At 37.5% G+C, this 17,631-nt stretch carries 14 protein-coding genes; 2 read left to right on the forward strand and 12 right to left on the reverse strand.

Annotated elements, in window-relative coordinates; genetic code table 11:
* Nucleotides 1-6: 6 nt before the first annotated feature.
* On the reverse strand, nt 7-1,335 hold the full coding sequence (locus tag ACQKTA_RS03760; RefSeq protein WP_427814238.1) for a hypothetical protein: 1,329 nt from the start codon (nt 1,333-1,335) through the stop codon (nt 7-9).
* Nucleotides 1,336-1,468: 133 nt separating this feature from the next.
* Between ACQKTA_RS03760 and ACQKTA_RS03765 the strand changes: the two genes are divergently transcribed.
* Nucleotides 1,469-1,621: an SPJ_0845 family protein gene (locus tag ACQKTA_RS03765; RefSeq protein ID WP_407857824.1), complete on the forward strand. Its 153-nt coding sequence runs from the start codon at nt 1,469-1,471 to the stop codon at nt 1,619-1,621.
* A 2-nt stretch (nt 1,622-1,623) separates the two neighbouring features.
* Here ACQKTA_RS03765 and yihA read toward each other — a convergent pair whose 3' ends face one another.
* The 7 genes from yihA to ACQKTA_RS03800 form a co-directional block, all read right to left on the reverse strand.
* Nucleotides 1,624-2,220 carry a ribosome biogenesis GTP-binding protein YihA/YsxC gene (yihA, locus tag ACQKTA_RS03770; protein WP_407857637.1) on the reverse strand — a complete coding sequence of 199 codons (597 nt, stop codon included), beginning with the start codon at nt 2,218-2,220 and terminating at the stop codon, nt 1,624-1,626.
* A gap of 54 nt (nt 2,221-2,274) precedes the next feature.
* Nucleotides 2,275-3,522, reverse strand: coding sequence for an ATP-dependent Clp protease ATP-binding subunit ClpX (gene clpX / locus ACQKTA_RS03775; RefSeq protein WP_332581052.1), 1,248 nt, complete (start codon nt 3,520-3,522; stop codon nt 2,275-2,277).
* Nucleotides 3,523-3,727: 205 nt separating this feature from the next.
* Complete coding sequence (gene tig, locus ACQKTA_RS03780) at nt 3,728-5,011, reverse strand: trigger factor (RefSeq protein WP_427814239.1); 1,284 nt, start codon at nt 5,009-5,011, stop codon at nt 3,728-3,730.
* A 103-nt stretch (nt 5,012-5,114) separates the two neighbouring features.
* Nucleotides 5,115-6,038 carry a tetratricopeptide repeat protein gene (locus ACQKTA_RS03785; RefSeq protein WP_427814240.1) on the reverse strand — a complete coding sequence of 308 codons (924 nt, stop codon included), beginning with the start codon at nt 6,036-6,038 and terminating at the stop codon, nt 5,115-5,117.
* Complete coding sequence (locus ACQKTA_RS03790; protein WP_427814241.1) at nt 6,013-6,579, reverse strand: RDD family protein; 567 nt, start codon at nt 6,577-6,579, stop codon at nt 6,013-6,015. The genes ACQKTA_RS03785 and ACQKTA_RS03790 overlap by 26 nt, the downstream gene beginning before the upstream one ends.
* Before the next feature lie 2 nt (nt 6,580-6,581).
* Nucleotides 6,582-7,610 (reverse strand): signal peptide peptidase SppA, encoded by a 1,029-nt coding sequence (gene sppA / locus ACQKTA_RS03795; protein ID WP_427814242.1) that lies wholly within the window; start codon nt 7,608-7,610, stop codon nt 6,582-6,584.
* Between the two features lie 15 nt (nt 7,611-7,625).
* Nucleotides 7,626-7,913, reverse strand: coding sequence for a hypothetical protein (locus ACQKTA_RS03800; RefSeq protein ID WP_427814243.1), 288 nt, complete (start codon nt 7,911-7,913; stop codon nt 7,626-7,628).
* A 439-nt stretch (nt 7,914-8,352) separates the two neighbouring features.
* On the opposite strand from ACQKTA_RS03800, the gene glmS reads away from it, so the two are divergent.
* Entirely contained in the window at nt 8,353-10,161 is a 1,809-nt protein-coding gene (gene glmS / locus ACQKTA_RS03805) for a glutamine--fructose-6-phosphate transaminase (isomerizing) (protein ID WP_427814244.1), read from the forward strand.
* A gap of 81 nt (nt 10,162-10,242) precedes the next feature.
* On the opposite strand, the gene glmM is transcribed toward glmS, so the two are convergent.
* The 4 genes from glmM to nifJ all read right to left on the reverse strand — a co-directional run bounded on the left by glmM (nt 10,243) and on the right by nifJ (nt 17,426).
* Nucleotides 10,243-11,598, reverse strand: a complete 1,356-nt coding sequence (gene glmM / locus ACQKTA_RS03810; protein ID WP_427814245.1) for a phosphoglucosamine mutase — start codon at nt 11,596-11,598, stop codon at nt 10,243-10,245.
* Between the two features lie 27 nt (nt 11,599-11,625).
* Complete coding sequence (locus ACQKTA_RS03815; RefSeq protein WP_427814246.1) at nt 11,626-12,753, reverse strand: CdaR family protein; 1,128 nt, start codon at nt 12,751-12,753, stop codon at nt 11,626-11,628.
* Entirely contained in the window at nt 12,750-13,634 is an 885-nt protein-coding gene (cdaA, locus tag ACQKTA_RS03820) for a diadenylate cyclase CdaA (RefSeq protein WP_427814247.1), read from the reverse strand. The genes ACQKTA_RS03815 and cdaA overlap by 4 nt, the downstream gene beginning before the upstream one ends.
* Before the next feature lie 117 nt (nt 13,635-13,751).
* Nucleotides 13,752-17,426 (reverse strand): pyruvate:ferredoxin (flavodoxin) oxidoreductase, encoded by a 3,675-nt coding sequence (gene nifJ, locus ACQKTA_RS03825; protein ID WP_427814248.1) that lies wholly within the window; start codon nt 17,424-17,426, stop codon nt 13,752-13,754.
* Between the last annotated feature and the right edge of the window lie 205 nt (nt 17,427-17,631).

Below are 17,631 nucleotides of genomic sequence, written 5' to 3' on the forward strand. Positions count from 1 at the left end.
CTCCTCTCAATTTTCGAGTATATCTAATCGATTTTTAGCAGCTACCTTATTTTGATCAATAAAATAGACCATCAAGTGCTTTCCTTCCTTCTCCAACGAAAAAATCAATGAATCATTCTTACGGCTGATTTGATGGATCGTCATATCTTTAAGTATTTTTTTCAATTCATCAGTTGGAAAATCTAAAAAAGCTCGTTTAGGGATAAATAATTGTAGGATCGCTGTATAATCTTGATAGCGAAGATCTTGAATTTCATATTCAATCGAATTACGGATATAATACTCGAATGCACTCAATCCTTTGTCTAACGTCAATTCAGGATATAAAACACGATAATTCATCATCCGCTCACTATCATCATCGATCCAAGGAAAGTATGCTAAAGCATTCAATCCACCTTTCATTCGATTGACTTGATATTGCTTAGTCAAGAAATCATAGGTCCGAGTTACAAAGTAAGTTGCCTGGCTTTTTTCTATTGGTTGAAATTGATCATTTTGATACTGGACAGTTTGGACGAGAGTATCATCAAAGGCAAACTCAATATACGGTTGCTTCAGAATGCCGACGCCATTTGTATAAGCTAGTTGAGAAATACCCAATTGATCTCGAAATAATTGTTGAAACTTTAAATTAGCTGCTTCTTTCCACTGAAAAGGATCTTTATAGAGTTCAAACCACACGCCCTCTCCAATTTCAGTCACACTCTCGATTTGTTGAACTTCTAAAAGCAAAGGTTTAGCAAATATTTTTTGGTAAGGTGATCCTAAAAATATTCGCCAACAAGAAGTAAGACAAACGCCTTTGTAAAAAACATCGTAGCCAGGAAAATTGTTGCAATCGACTGACAAATCACCGTTAAGCCCTTTCATTTTCGGAAGCACGTGTGTTTCTTCTGCGGATTCAAAAGTACGACGTTCAGATAAATCGCTCGTATTATGGAACAAATATTCTTCATAAGAACGCAAATAAGCAAATGATCCAAATCTTTCAAGCCGTTGATTCAAATAATCCAAATAAACAATTTCCCAATACTCAAATGTTTTCTTTTGTAAAATGCTCTTTTCAAGTAATGTATCACCTAAAAGATGGAGCGATGTTTCTTCATTATTATTTTTTAATTGCACCCATACATCCTCATTGATTTTACAATCAGCTAACAATTGCTGCAATTTTATTTGTTCAAAAGGTTGTTCTAGTCCATTGATGACCATTTCATCCGGTTCAAACAACAGACGACTGATAATCAACCAATCGGTAAGTAGCACTTGTAGATCTTTCTGTTCTAAATGATGCAGCTGACTCAAACTGTATAATCGTTGTTTCGTATCCATCGTCTGCCCCCTTTCTCATCCTTATATCATAATTATATCTTAAAGATTTAAAAACCCCTAAGAAATTGATTATCCTTTACTCCAAAAGAGGTATAATAGACATTAGAATACAAGTGAATACGGAGGTGTCTCTATGGGATTAAAATTCGAACGGTCTGACGATTTAGATAAATTATTCGATGCATTTGCTGTAGATCCAAATAAAAAAGTTGAAAAAAACGATGCTTTAGAAAAATTTTTGAAGCCAGAAAACGAAGTAAAAGAAAAAAAAGAAGATCAAGCTTAAATTTAAGCTTGATCTTCTTTTATTGCTTCTTCAATTGCTTGCCAAGCCTCTTCTTTTCCTTGTTTTGTTTCTGAAGAGAAAAGAATAAAGGTGTCATTGTTATCAAAGTTCAATTTCTTTTTGATTGCACTAGTGTGCTTATTCCATTTGCCGCGAGGAATTTTATCCGCTTTTGTTGCCACCACGATGACTGGAATATCATAGTATTTAAGGAATTCATACATTTGGATATCTTCTTTACTTGGATCATGACGAACATCGACTAACGATACGACTGCTCTTAATTGCTGACGGCTCGTAATATATGTTTCGATCATCTTTCCCCATTTTGCTCGTTCCGTTTTAGAAACCTTCGCATATCCATAACCTGGAACATCGACAAAATGCAACGCATCTTCAATCAAATAAAAGTTTAACGTTTGAGTCTTTCCGGGTTTTCCGGAAGTCCGTGCTAAATTTTTACGCTCGATTAAAGTATTGATAAACGATGATTTTCCTACGTTTGAGCGTCCAGCTAAAGCAATTTCTGGTAAATCTGTTTCAGGATATTGCGCTGGAGAAACAGCACTGATTACGATATCCGCATTATTGACTTTCATTTTTTCACGCCTTTCAAAAAGGGTTCACAAATTATTTTGTGAACCCTCCATTTGCTAACCTGCTTTTTTTTCGTCATTTTGGTATTGAATCAACGGTTCGCCTAGTCCTTCGACAGAATCTTTTGTTACAGTAACTTTTTCGATTGTTTCATCAGAAGGAATATCAAACATCACGTCCATCATTACATCTTCAATAATAGAACGCAGTCCACGAGCACCAGTATTACGCTCGATTGCCTTATCCGCGATTGCTCGTAAAGCATCCTCATCAAAGACTAATTCTGTTTCATCGTAAGATAGTAATTTTTGGTATTGTTTTACCAAAGCATTCTTAGGTTCTGTTAAAATCCGAACCAAATCTTCAGTCGTTAATTTTTCCAAAGCAGTCGTTACAGGTAAACGTCCGATAAATTCAGGAATCAAACCAAACTTCAATAAGTCTTCCGGAATAATTTGTTGCATAATACTTGCTTCTTCATCGATTTTTTTATTATTTGTACCAAAACCGATTGTTTTTTCACCTAGACGATTTTTTACGATCGTTTCGATCCCATCAAACGCTCCGCCAACAATAAATAAGATATTTGTCGTATCGATTTGAATAAATTCTTGATGCGGATGTTTACGTCCACCTTGTGGCGGAACACTTGCAACAGTGCCTTCAAGAATTTTAAGCAATGCTTGTTGGACGCCTTCACCAGAAACATCACGTGTGATCGATACATTTTCGCTCTTACGAGTGATTTTATCGATTTCATCAATATAGATGATTCCTTTTTCAGCACGCTCAACATTATAGTCAGCCGATTGCAATAATTTCAAAAGAATATTTTCTACATCTTCCCCGACATAGCCCGCTTCAGTCAAACTAGTTGCATCTGCAATCGCAAATGGAACATTCAACGTTCTCGCTAAGGTTTGGGCCAAGAATGTTTTACCTGAACCTGTCGGCCCGATCAAACAGATATTACTTTTTTGCAATTCGACTTCATCGACTTCTTCAGCTTCTGTATTCACACGTTTATAGTGGTTATATACTGCAACTGATAAAGCTCTTTTAGCACGATCTTGTCCAATAACATATTGATTCAACACATCAAGTAATTCTTTTGGCTTAGGTACATCGATAAACTCACGAATAGCTTCTTCGTGGAATTCTTCATCTATGATTTCTTTACAAAGGTCGATACATTCATTACAAATATATACTCCCGGACCTGCAACAACTTTTTTTACTTCTTCTTGGGTTTTGCCGCAAAATGAACAACGAACTGTTTCCCCTGCGCCTGTGCTCTCATACATGGCTTTCACCTCTTGCTTCTTTATCTACAAGTGTTTCCACGATTGCAGTCTTTATCTATAATACCACAATAGCTCTAAAAGACAAATAAACCATTTGGAATTACAAGGATTTCTAAAGAAAAAAGTTCTCGTCATACGAGAACTTTTTAATCTATTATCTTTTTTACAAAAAAAGAGCGGATCTCTCCGCTCTCTAAAAATACAATTATTTTTCTACTGCTGTACCTGTTACGATTTCAACAGCTTTTTTCATTTTGATATCGTGTTCTAACATATCTTCTGTTAAGACGCGACGGATTTGTTCTTCTGGCATTTGGTACATGTCAGCTAATTCTTTGATTTCAGCAGCAACATCTTCTGCTGAAGCTTCGATTTTTTCAGCTTCAACGATTTCTTCCATCACTAAGTTTGTTTTAACACGGCTTTCAGCTTCGCCTTCAAATTGTGTATGAAGATCTTCTTCTGTAGAACCAGTTAATTGATAGTACATTTCAGGAGAGATTCCTTGACGTTGCATATTGTTCAAGAATTCATCCATTGAACGGTGGACTTCGTCATGTACCATTGAATGTGGAAGTTCAACGATTTCAGCATTTTCGACTGCTTGTTTGATCGCAGCTTCGTCTTTTGCTTCTTTAGCAGCTTCTGCTTTTTGTTTTGTTAATTCGTCACGGTATTTTGTTTTTAATTCGTCTAAAGAATTTACTTCTTCATCAACGTCTTTAGCAAAATCATCATCCAATTCAGGTAATTCTTTTGCTTTTACTTCATGGATCGTTACTTTGAAGACTGCTTCTTTACCAGCTAAATCTTCTGCTTGGTAATCTTCAGGGAAAGTAACAGTTACATCTAAGCTTTCGCCGGCTTTATGGCCAACTATTTGTTCTTCAAATCCTGGGATAAATGAACCAGAACCTAATTCAAGTGAATAGTTTTCACCTTTTCCGCCTTCGAATGCTTCGTCGCCGACGAATCCTTCAAAGTCGATAACAGTTGTGTCGCCGTTTTCAGCAGCAGTATCTTCTTTAACAACTAATTCAGCTTGCGCTTCTTGTTCAGATTTCAAACGTGCATCAACGTCTGCTTCTGAAACTTCCACTTCTTGTTTAGGAACTTCAAGTTCTTTGTAATCACCTAATTTAACTTCAGGTTTTACAGTAACTTCAGCTTTGATAACCCATGCTTCGCCTTTTTCCATGCTTTCAACATCGATTTTTGGTTGAGAAACAGGATCGATTCCCGCTTCTTTTACCGCAGCTTCATAAGCAACTGGTAATACGTCGTTCAAAGCATCTTCGTACAATGCTTCTTCGCCGTACATACGGTTAAATACTTGGCGAGATACTTTTCCTTTACGGAAACCAGGTACGTTAAGATTTTTTTTCACTTTGTTGAATGCATTTGTTAAGCCTTTTTGAATCTCAGTTTGTTCAATTGAGAAAGTTAACACACCATCATTGGTGCCTGTTTTTTCAAATTTTGCAGTCAAGTTTGTTCCCTCCGAATACTAATATACTTGCATTTTGCATACTATTAAATATTACACTACTGATTGTGAAAAGTAAATATAAAGCTTTTACTCTCAACGCTTTTTAATGATAACCCAACATCAGTTCTTTTATCTTTTGACGTAGTGCTTCAATTTGCGGATTTAAGTCTGCTTCAATTCCGGCATAATCAACTAGATAGCTATTCACCCATGCTTGTGCGTCATTATAAGAACTTTGTAAAGGATAAAGAAATGCCATCTCTAAATTGACTTGTTCTATCAAATTACTTAATAAAACAGGGTCTTCATCCAGCAAAATTGTGGTCAATAACTCATCAATTGTTTGCTGAAGCGTCGTGTCAAACCCAGTTTCCACAGGAATTAATTCTACGACTTCTTCCTGAAACGTTAAATAGCGAAATCTTTCATTTACGCCTAGACGCGCCAAACTTTCAAATAAATAGCTACGAACCAATGGGGACACTGCCGAGTTCAACATAAAATCAGCAGCCCAAAATTTCAACCGTTCATTGGTCAGGCCCCTAACTTTACGGATCAACAACAACTGTTCCATATTGCTTAGCTTTGGTAACTCTTTTAATTCATCTTCAATTACTTTCATCGCTGCTTGCTGCTGTTTTTGATAAAAATCTTCTTGGTCATCGATTCGAAATAACCATAGATTCTTCTGCTCTTCGGTAATCGATTTTACTTTTTGGGCTTGCCATAAAAACTCCCGCGCTGCAAAAAAACGATGCGCCAATAGTTGTATTTGTATATATAGATCAATGGATTCAACACTTTCCAAATAATCTTCAGCCGCTTCTTTAGCATATTCCAGAGCAACCCCGAATTCACCTTGTTCGACTGCTAAACTAGCAATCAAACGATTTAATTTGGGCGATGGGTTCTCTTGATACGCTAATTTATAATTTTCTAATGCTATTTTGTCTTCACCATTAGCAAAAGCTTCTTCAGCTAATGTTAAGTAATAATGATCGTTATTCGGAAATTCGATCGGTTTCATTCGTATATAATTCCTCTCTAGCTGCTAACAAGTTTATCGTAACGACACTCGTGTCTGAAAAATAATCTCCGATGTGTTGTTTATTTGGCGTAAAAATCGTCACTAGATAACCTAGCATGAACAATGATCCTCGTAAGATAAAACGACAAGCGCCTTCTCGTACAAAGATTGTTTTCCAGCTTAACTTTGTCTCATTAAAGCAAACTACTTGAATACCAAAAATCATCTTACCAATCGTTTGTCCATGATTAATTTTAGTCATTACGATAAAATAAACTAAATAGATTACTAATGCCAGCGCACCATAAATAGTTGTTAGCTCAAAACTTTTATCCCAACCAATAAAATAAGCTGGAAGCCCTAGCACAACTGATTGAATTGCTGTAATGCAAAGTAAATCGATCAAATAGGCAAACAAACGTATCCAAAATCCTGCATAAAAATAATTGGGATACTGATGAAATTCAGGCTTCTGCATCTTTTTTTTCAGTAATGTTTCGACCGGCCCAACAGCTGGACGCTGGCGTGTTTCTTCGACCATCTTTATTCACCTCCATAAAGATACATTGCTTTAGGAGCTTGAGGTGTACCTACACTCTCAACAATCTTTTTCACTAAGTCTTCTTGGGAAGGTTTAATTCCTTGAAATTCTGCCAAACTACTGCCTAGCCATGTATTGATAAAGTTTGTAGCACCTGTTGTATAAGTCACAACTTGCGCATCACTTAATTTTTTATCTTTTTTCAATGCTTGTAGCGCCTGATCGGGATAACCGATTTCGTCCACTAATCCATTATCTACAGCTTGAGCCCCATCATAGATACGACCATCTGCTAACTTACGGACATCCGTTTCATTCATCTTTCGGCCTTCAGCGACTACTTTTACAAATCGTCCATACATACTGTCAACAAAAGCTTGCAAGACTTCTTTATCTTGTTCAGTTTGTGGTCTTGAAGACGAACCAATATCTTTTAACGCTCCACTTTTGATGGTTGAATCAGCAATTCCTAATTTCTCCATTAACCCTGAATAGTTCATGCTAGACATGATCACACCGATCGACCCCGTCATGGTGTCTTCCGTTGCAAAAATTTTGTCAGAACTTGCAGCAATATAGTACCCACCGCTAGCAGCTTGACTTTCCATCGTTGCATAAATCGGAATTTTTTTATCCTTTTGAATGTCCTTTAATGCCCGTGTTATTTCAGCAGTCTCATAGACAGACCCGCCAGGCGAATTAATTTCCAGTAAAATACCCTTTACTTGTGGATCTGCTTTTATAGCAGCTAATTGTTTCATAAATGATTCATGATTATAACCACCTGAAGAAAACAATCCACTTGTTCCATCATCCACGATTGTTCCCTCAACTACTAATTTAACGATTTTCTGATCACTTGTTCCTGCTTCTTCGACTTGTTCTTGGACATCATCGTTTCCATAAAGCAACTCATTTATTTGTCCCATCTGCTTTTCATTTTCTGATTTTTGCGTAATCGATGACGATACGATTGAAAATACCAACAATACAACTGCAATAATAATTGCTACCCAACGCCGTTTATTCATTTCATTCCTCCTAATTTAATATAAATTACGAATAACCAATACTTTTTCGATTGGTCCATTACCGTTCATTTTTTCAGCCTTTTCTGTTAGTGAATATCCGCCAAAAGATTCGTGAGTTAATGGATCTTCAATTTGAAAAGATTGTGCCTCTTCGACACTCAAGGCGTCAGGGCTGATTTCTTGGATACTGTCCCATCCAGTGTCCAAAAATATTTTCGTTTCATCGTTTATTTCTGGCTCATTTTCAAGTTGCGCCAAAAATTTACGTAATTCTCCTACAGTTAAATTATCCGGTTGATTCATTTATTTTCCCTCCTTGATTTAGATCGTTCCGATAGAATCAATGTATGACTAGATCAGCTACTTATTACCCATCCAGTGTACCATACCATTTTAGCTTATTCTGCGATCAGAAGAAACGAAAAAATCTCTTCCCTTTCGTGTAACAAAAACTAATAAATCGTATATACCAATTCGATTAAAATAAAAAAATATTTGACTTGTCCAAGCATTTATATTATATTATTGTTTGTTTCCGGTATTAAAAAAATGAAATCTTAAATGTACCAATAAGATAGCGCCAGGCCTTATAACAGGTGACGAGGATGAAGTTTATCGAAAGATTCGGCGGATGACTTCAGGGTTGCTGTGCTCTAAAGATTATTTTAAAGACTTGATAAAAGAACAAAAAAATAATCAGACAGCTCGGAAACATATAATGATAGGAAAGTAGGAAAACATTATGTGTGGAATCGTAGGGATCGTAGGCAATCAACAAGCAACTAGTATTTTAGTGAATGGATTAGAAAAACTTGAGTATCGTGGATATGACTCAGCTGGTATTTTTGTAGCAGACCAAAACGAAGATTTCTTGATTAAATCGCAAGGACGAATTAAAGAACTATCTGACAAGATCAGTGAAGATGTTCATGGAACTATCGGCATCGGACATACTCGCTGGGCTACTCACGGTGAACCGAGTGAAGAAAATGCTCATCCGCACACTTCACAAAGCAAGCGCTTCGTTTTAGTTCATAATGGCGTAATTGAAAATTATGATGACTTAAAAAACAATTTTTTATCAGAAGATCGTTTCTACGGTGAAACAGATACCGAGATTGTTGTTCATTTGATCGAACATTTTGCTGATCAAGGATTAACTACAAAAGAAGCTTTTCGTAAAGCTTTAGCAGAAATCCACGGCTCATACGCCTTTGGATTGATCGACAAAGAAGATCGCAAAACAATTTTTGTTGCTAAAAATAAAAGCCCCTTATTGATCGGACTTGGAGATGGGTTTAATGTAATCTGCAGTGATGCAATGGCGATGTTGGAGCAAACAAATCAATTTGTTGAAATCAACGATGGCGAAATGGTCATTGTCACAGAAGATCATGTTGAAATCGAAGATGCTGCTGGTAATGAGATTCAACGTGCCCCTTATGAAGCAAAAATTGACCTTTCTGATATGGAAAAGGGCACTTATCCTTACTACATGTTAAAAGAAATCGATGAACAGCCTGCTACAATGCGTCGGATCATTAGTGAATATACTGATGAAACAGGAACCGTCGTTATTGAAAAAGCGTTGTTACAAAGTTTATTGGATAGTGACCGAATCTATATCGTGGCCTGCGGGACAAGTAATAATGCTGGCTGGGCAAGTAAACAAATTATTGAAAGCTTAGCCAACATTCCCGTAGAAATTCATTTATCCAGCGAATTTGGTTATAATATGCCATTGCTCTCAGAAAAACCGTTCTTTATCTATTTGACTCAAAGTGGTGAAACTGCAGATAGCCGTCAAGTATTAGTCAAAACAAATGAACTAGGACACCCTTCACTTACAGTCACAAACGTCCCAGGATCGACATTATCTCGTGAAGCTAGTTATACGATGTTATTACACGCTGGCCCCGAAATTGCTGTTGCTTCTACAAAAGCATATACGGCACAAATTGCCGCTTTAACTGTTTTAGCAAAAGCTGTCGGTGAAGCTAAAACCATCAGTGCAGCTAAAGAATTTGATTTAACAAAAGAATTAGGAATTGCCGCAAATGCAATGGATGTTATGATTGCTGAAAAAGCCATTATTGAAGAAATAGCTGAAGAATACTTAGCAACGACTCGTAATGCGTTTTATATCGGACGCGCTGAAGATTACTACGTCTCAATGGAAGTTGCGCTAAAATTAAAAGAGATTTCATATATCCAAGCAGAAGGCTTTGCTGCTGGTGAATTAAAACATGGAACGATCGCCTTGATTGAAGAAGGAACACCCGTTATTGGTATTATTACCGAAGCTGTGACAGCTCCACATACCCGTGGTAATTTACGTGAAGTAGAAAGTCGTGGAGCACATACTTTAGTTATTGCATCAGAAGAATTGAGCAAAGAAGGCGATCAAATTACGCTTCCAGTTGTTCATCAATTCTTACGTCCGCTAGTATCCGTCATTCCAGGACAATTGATCGCTTATTACGCGACACTTTTACGTGGCTATGACGTTGATAAACCTCGTAATCTAGCAAAATCCGTTACCGTCGAATAAGCAAAAAGGTTGAGAAAATTTCTCAACCTTTTTTATTAAAAAAATAGCACCTTGATCATTTTGATCAAAGTGCTATTTCAATTAATCTAATCCGATTTCTGCTCGAACAACAGCAGCAATTTTTTCGACATAGTAATCGACTTTTTCGTCCGTTGGCGCTTCAGCCATTACGCGTAATAACGGTTCTGTTCCTGAAGGGCGAACTAAAATACGACCGTCGCCATTCATTTCAGCTTCTGCTTCTTCAATGGCTTGTTTGATTGCTGGGACATCCATCGCGCCATATTTGTCACTCACACGAATATTCACAAGTTTTTGCGGATAAATCGTTACTTCACTAGCTAATTCAGATAATTTTTTCCCAGATTGTTTCATGATGTTCAGTAATTGGATTCCAGTTAACATCCCATCGCCTGTAGTATTGTAATCTAAGAATAAAACGTGTCCTGATTGTTCTCCACCAAGATTATAATCATTTTTACGCATTTCCTCAACAACGTAGCGGTCACCAACTTGCGTAATCACATCTTCTAAACCAATATCTTCGATCGCTTTATGGAAACCTAGATTACTCATTACTGTTGTGACAACAGTATTTTTCTTCAGACGTTTACGTCCGGCTAAATATTTGGCACAAATAAACATAATGCGATCACCATCGATGATATTACCTAATTCATCTACTGCGATCACGCGGTCGCCATCTCCATCGAAAGCTAAACCAGCATCTGCTCCTTTTTCTATGACCATCTTAGCCAATTCTTCAGGATGGGTCGAACCAACACCGGCGTTGATATTCAACCCATTTGGTGAAGTACCCATTGTATAAAAATCAGTTTCTAAATCGGCAAATAAACGATTGACACTTGTAGCAGTTGCTCCATTAGCTGCATCTACACAGACTGTCACGCCTGATAAATCTCCAGAGATTGTTTGAACCAAAAATTGAGAATATTTCAACAGACCTTCATGGAATTCATCTAATGTACCTAAGCCATCAGCTGATGGACGTGGCAACGTGTCTTCTTCCGCATCGATTAATGCTTCGATCTCTGCTTCTTGTTCATCGACTAATTTGAAACCATCTCCACCAAAGAATTTAATTCCGTTATCTTCTGCTGGATTGTGAGAAGCTGAAATCATAACGCCGGCTGAAGCTTTTTGCAATCTTGTTAAATAAGCAACTCCTGGCGTTGAGATGACACCTAATTGAAAGACTTCGATTCCGACTGATAATAGTCCAGAAATCAAAGCTGTTTCTAATAGCTCACCTGAAATACGCGTATCTCTTCCGACTAACACTCTTGGACGACCATCACCTTCATGATGCTGACTTAAAACATATCCGCCGCAGCGACCTAGTTTAAAAGCTAATTCTGGTGTTAACTCTTTATTCGCGATTCCGCGTACCCCATCTGTTCCAAAATATTTACCCATTAATTTATAATTCCCTTCTTCATCTAGTTAATTGGTTGATTGAACTGTTCTCTCTTGAGAGACACTGGTTGTAGTAGTTGTCGTAGAACTCTCAACTGTAGTAGAACTTGATTTTTCACTTGAAGAATCATTTCCAGTTGAGTGACTCGACTCACTCACCATTGAACTAGAATGATTCGTACTACTTGATTCTGTTTCTTGTGTTTCTTTGAATGTCGGTGCTACTTGGGCACTCACTGTCTTAGGATCCACTTGGAAATCACCTGATACAGGTACGTCAATAAACTTTTTAACTGTTCCTTGTATCTGACTGACATCAACTGGAATGCCGATCGAATCAATCTTATCGATCACTGATTGTGCACCGCTAATCGTTGCTGTCGTCCGATTTAAATCGATTTGGACACTGTCGACATTTGAAGGAAGATCCCCTTCTTGAATCGGATATAAAGATACTTCTTTACTAGGTGTTTCGATTTCAAAAGTAACAACTACATTTTGTGGATTCGATTGGATCGCCAAAGCCTCACCGCTAGAGTTCAACGCTTGGACTTGTGCTTCAATGCTGTCTTGATCCGTTGTTAATTTGCTGCCGTCCACCGATGCCACTACACGATCGATTTGTTTCATCGTATCCTCACCCGTAGTGATTTTTACTTTGCTGGGTTTAACGGACATTTCACCGATTTTTAAGCCATCATTACTAGTTGTACTGCTTAAAACGGGTGAAACACTGTATTCTTTGGTCTTTTTCTTTTCAATAGTTACAGAAATAGTTTTTGGTTCGATCTGCGCATATAATGAGCTCGATAAATTTTTAGTTTTCAATTTAACTTCATGCGTTCCTGGACCAAGATTTGACAGATCAGCAACGATCGTAAAATCGCGTGTATCTGAATCAACTTCTTTATTTAATTGAATTCTATTTGCACCGTTTAATTTAACAGAAACAGTAGAAGAAAAACCATGAACAAAGTATTTATCCGAATCATATTGCACATCAATTGGTACGTTTTCAATCGATTTTTCATAGTTAGTATCCGAAGAAAAAACTTGACTAACATTTTGACTATTCACGTTGAAGAATAAAATCAAACTAAATAATAAAGAAATCAACATATACGGCAAGTTGCTTTTTTTAAATTTAATTTTCATTTTTTGCCTCCTTTAGTCAATCCTTCCAAAAAGGTTTGCAAGAGACTTCTTTTGTTCAGATCTTTTTCATCCGGTAATAATTCCCGACGCATCACTGCTAAATATTCTTCTTGCGATAAATCATGCATGAAATCATTATTCAACGTGATACTAACACCGCCAGTTTCTTCAGAAACAATAAAAGTTAATGCATCACTGACTTCACTGATACCGACTGCGGCACGATGACGTGTCCCAAACTCCTTTGGAATCAGCATACTATCTGATAATGGTAAATAAGCGGAAGCAACAGCGATTTTTCCATTTTTTACAATTACAGCACCATCATGCAACGGCGTGTTAGGAATAAAGATATTGATCAACAATTCGCCAGTGATGTCTGCATCGAGATCAATCCCAGTTTCAATATATTCTTCCAAGCCAGTAAAACGCTGAATCGTTACTAAAGCACCAATTTTACGTTTTGACATGTACTGGATCGCTTTATCGAAAGCTAGAATCATCCGTTCATCATCGCGCTCTTCTTTCTTGCTTGGTTTAAAAAACGAACTTCGACCTAAATGCTCCAAGCCTCGACGAACTTCCGGTTGGAAGATGACGATTGCTGCAATCACCCCATAAGTGATGATTTGATTCATCAACCAAGATAGCGTATGTAGACCAATCAATTCTGCTACGATTCTTATTCCGATGAAAATTGCGACACCTTTGATCAATTGGACAGCTTTTGTTCCACGAACAATTTCAAACAAGCGATAAATTAAATACCAAACGACAAAAATATCTAGCAGGTTAACGATAATATCCCAAGTTGAAAGATTCTCAGAAAAAAGGCTCAGCCAATAATCAGCTTTAAATAATTCCATTAGATGACTAGGCATATGTAACCTCTCTTTCTATCTAAAATTCTCTACAATTATACCACAGTGGCTTAAGTCTAGCATAAAATTTAAGAAGGGAAAGAGCCTTAGAAGACTAAGGCTCTTGCTAATTAGTTATTATGATTTATTACGTTTTTCTGCTCGAGCTGCTCTGCGAGCTGCACGACGAGCTTCCGCCTCAGGATCGATTTTCTTTTCCCGTTTTGACTTTACTGCTACAGCTGTTTTTTCAACAGTTTCTGCCGTTCCAGCTAATTTTGCACGGATTTTTTCTTCTTGTCCAGCTAAGCGTGCGTAATTATAAAAACGTGTTTCCGCATCATTGACGGTTTTTTGATACAAGCGTTGGGCATCATCTGGTTGGATACGTTCTAAAGCAGAGAAACGATTTTGTTGTTTCATAAATCCGATCATTTCACTAAAATCTGGCTTCTTATAATCTAAAGTCATTGGATTTTTGCCTTTTTCTCGTTGTGCTGGGTTGTAACGATACAATGACCAATAACCAGACTCTACCGCTTCTTTCGCTTCACGTAATGTTTGACTCATCCCACCACGCAATCCGTGATTGATACATGGAGTATACGCAATGATCAATGAAGGTCCAGGGAATTTTTCAGCTTCTTCTAAGGCTTTAATCGTCTGCATTTGGTTGGCACCAGATGCAATTTGAGCAACATACACATTGCCATAAGTCATCGCCATCATACCTAAATCTTTTTTAGATTGGTATTTTCCGCCCGCCGAAAATTTTGCGATTGCAGAAGCAGGTGTTGCTTTTGATGTTTGTCCCCCGGTATTAGAATAAACTTCATTATCCATTACTAAGATATTGACATCCGCACCGCTGGCTAAGATATGATCGATACCACCAAAACCGATATCATAAGCCCAGCCATCGCCACCAAACATCCATTGACTTGTTTTAACAAATAAATCACGATCATCATAAATAGCTGCCAATTGAGGATTAGTCAAACCTTCCTCTTCCAATGCTGCAGTCAACTTGGTTGCACGCTGTTGTGTGCCTTCAGACTCAAACATGTGATCCATCCAATCTTCCATCAGTTCACGAAGATCTTCAGAAACAATATCTAATACATTATTGATCTTATCTGCTAATTCTTTTCTTCTGGTTTGATTAGCTAAAAACATCCCATAACCGAATTCTGCATTGTCTTCGAATAATGAATTGGACCACACTGGACCTTGGCCTTTGTCATTTGTTGTATAAGGACTGACTGGTGCTGCCGCTCCCCAAATCGAAGAACACCCAGTAGCATTTGCGATCATCATCCGATCACCAAACATTTGCGTCATTAATTTTACATAAGGCGTTTCTCCACAACCAGCACAAGCACCTGAAAATTCTAATAATGGTTTATTGAATTGAGAGCCTAATACTGAATTCGTTTTGGCTGGATTTGCTTTTTGTTTCAGTGTCATTGAAAATGCCCAATTGATTGCTTGTTCTTTCTCTTCTTCATATGGCTTCATGACTAACGCTTTTTCTTTTGCGGGGCAAGCTTCCACACAAAGACCGCAACCGGTACAATCTTCAATCGATACTTGGATCCGATATTTTAACCCGTCAGCACCTCGCATCTCGCGAACAATATAACCTTCTGGGGCTTCCCCTAATTCTTCTTCATCCGCCAAGAATGGACGAATCGCTGCATGTGGACAAACGAATGAACATTCATTACACATCGTACAACAATCGCTGATCCAATGAGGCACTTCTAATGCTACACCACGTTTTTCAAACGTCGTTGTACCTGTTGGGATCGTTCCATCAGTCATGCCGTTTTTAATTAAGTCATTGACGGTTAAATCATTTCCTCGCATTGAATTGACTGGTTCAAGAATTTCTTCGACATATTGAGAAACAGGTGTTTTACGTACCTTCTCTGGGATCTCAACTGTGCGCCAAGTTTCAGGAACTTGGACTTGGTGTAATAATTCGACGGTTTGGTCGATTGCTGCTTGGTTTTTTTCAACAATCTCGACTGATTTACGGCGATAACTCTTATCCGCTTCTTCTTTTAAGATACCTAAAACTTCATCAAATGGAATAATACCTGTCAAGCTGAAGAAAGCCGTTTCCATTACTGTATTGATCCGTTGACCTAACCCGACTTCCATTGCCAACTTCGCCGCATTGATCGTATAAAATTTGATATCATTTTCAGCAATGTATCGTTTCATTCTTGCTGGTAATAATTTATCCATTTGGGTATCATTCCACATCGTATTCATCAAGAAAATACCGCCTGGTTTCAAGCCTTTTAATAAATCATACGTATGAATATAGGCAGGTGTATGACAAGCAATGAAATCGGCACTTTCTACTAAATAAGTCGAACGGATTGGTGTATCTCCAAAACGTAAATGTGAAACCGTCAACCCACCAGATTTTTTAGAATCATAATAAAAATATCCTTGAGCATACTTGTCCGTATGATCACCGATGATTTTGATTGCTGATTTATTGGCACCCACAGTCCCATCAGAACCAAATCCCCAGAATTTAGCTTGGAAGGTCTTAGGATTCGTTAGATCGACGATTTTTTTGCTTTCTAAAGACATATATGTGACATCATCAACAATACCGATTGTAAAACGTTTCTTCGCGGATTGTTTGTCTTTTAATAACTCATCGTAAACAGCGATGATTTGATCTGGTGTTACATCTTTAGAACCAAGGCCAAAGCGACCGCCAATAATTTTAGGACGGACATCTGATTCATACATGGCACTTTGGATATCTAATAGTAAAGGTTCACCATCAGCACCAGGCTCCTTAGAACGATCCAAAACAGCAATTGATTTTACAGACGCTGGCGATTTTTCTAAAAAGTTCTCCGTTGGGAATGGACGATAAAGATGGATATTCAAGAAACCAACTTTACGACCATTTGCATTCAAATAATCAACCGTTTGTTCAATCGTTTGAGCGACTGAACCCATCGCAACGATGACTTCTTCTGCATCTTCTGCTCCATAGTAAGTGACCAGATCATAATTTGTTCCACGCAATTTATTGATTTCAAACATGTATTTTTGCACAATCATCGGTAAATCTTCATAATAACGATTGACTGTTTCTCTTTGTTGAAAATGGATGTCAGGATTTTGGTTAGTTCCGCTGATAGTAGGATGATTAGGGTTCATACTACATTTACGGAATGCCTTCAATTTCTCTTGATCTATCAACGGTGCTAATTCATCATATTCGATGACTTCAACTTTTTGAATTTCATGACTCGTTCTAAATCCATCAAAGAAATTCATAAATGGAACACTGCCTTCAATCGCAGCTAAATGAGCGACTGCTGATAAGTCCATTACTTCTTGGACACTGCTTTCTTGCAACATAGCTAAACCGGTTTGACGAGCAGCCATCACATCGCCATGATCCCCAAAGATATTTAATGCATTGGTTGTTAGTGCACGACTGGCAACATGAAAAACACCAGGTAACAATTCACCAGCAATTTTATACATATTCGGAATCATTAATAACAATCCTTGCGAAGCGGTATAAGTTGTAGTCAGTGCACCCGTTTTTAATGCACCATGTACCACACCGGCCGCTCCTGCCTCTGATTGCATTTCCGTGATCGATACAGGCTGACCAAAAATATTTTTCTTTCCTTGGGTTGCCCATTGATCAACTAATTCAGCCATCGTTGAACTAGGAGTAATTGGATAGATTGCTGCTAACTCAGTGAACGCATACGAGATATATGCCGCCGCTGTATTGCCATCCATCGTTTTTTTCTTACGCATGATTTTCCTCCTTAAATATTTTACCTATGAATGGAACAAATGCTCTTTTTAACAAACAAAAAAAAGACAACATTCGTATAAACTTTATAATGACGCACTTATTATAAACCACTGCAACAAAATTTAAAATAATACTTTCGTTCTTTTAATTTGAATAGTTAAAAAAGTTTTGTTTTCTATTCATTTTTTTGTACACTAGTAATAG

It is taken from the genome of Enterococcus sp. 22-H-5-01, assembly GCF_050310005.1.
GTDB lineage: Bacteria > Bacillota > Bacilli > Lactobacillales > Enterococcaceae > Enterococcus_A > Enterococcus_A hailinensis.

Bases quoted from the DNA above. Each gene is read 5' to 3' on its own strand.
- glmS (WP_427814244.1), top strand. From the start codon at position 8,353: ATGTGTGGAATCGTAGGGATCGTAGGCAATCAACAAGCAACTAGTATT.
- clpX (WP_332581052.1), bottom strand. From the start codon at position 3,522: ATGTATGAGAGCACAGGCGCAGGGGAAACAGTTCGTTGTTCATTTTGC.
- ACQKTA_RS03765 (WP_407857824.1), top strand. From the start codon at position 1,469: ATGGGATTAAAATTCGAACGGTCTGACGATTTAGATAAATTATTCGAT.
- yihA (WP_407857637.1), bottom strand. From the start codon at position 2,220: ATGAAAGTCAATAATGCGGATATCGTAATCAGTGCTGTTTCTCCAGCG.
- ACQKTA_RS03760 (WP_427814238.1), bottom strand. From the start codon at position 1,335: ATGGATACGAAACAACGATTATACAGTTTGAGTCAGCTGCATCATTTA.
- ACQKTA_RS03790 (WP_427814241.1), bottom strand. From the start codon at position 6,579: ATGGTCGAAGAAACACGCCAGCGTCCAGCTGTTGGGCCGGTCGAAACA.
- ACQKTA_RS03815 (WP_427814246.1), bottom strand. From the start codon at position 12,753: ATGAAAATTAAATTTAAAAAAAGCAACTTGCCGTATATGTTGATTTCT.
- ACQKTA_RS03785 (WP_427814240.1), bottom strand. From the start codon at position 6,038: ATGAAACCGATCGAATTTCCGAATAACGATCATTATTACTTAACATTA.
- ACQKTA_RS03800 (WP_427814243.1), bottom strand. From the start codon at position 7,913: ATGAATCAACCGGATAATTTAACTGTAGGAGAATTACGTAAATTTTTG.
- sppA (WP_427814242.1), bottom strand. From the start codon at position 7,610: ATGAATAAACGGCGTTGGGTAGCAATTATTATTGCAGTTGTATTGTTG.
- cdaA (WP_427814247.1), bottom strand. From the start codon at position 13,634: ATGCCTAGTCATCTAATGGAATTATTTAAAGCTGATTATTGGCTGAGC.
- glmM (WP_427814245.1), bottom strand. From the start codon at position 11,598: ATGGGTAAATATTTTGGAACAGATGGGGTACGCGGAATCGCGAATAAA.
- nifJ (WP_427814248.1), bottom strand. From the start codon at position 17,426: ATGCGTAAGAAAAAAACGATGGATGGCAATACAGCGGCGGCATATATC.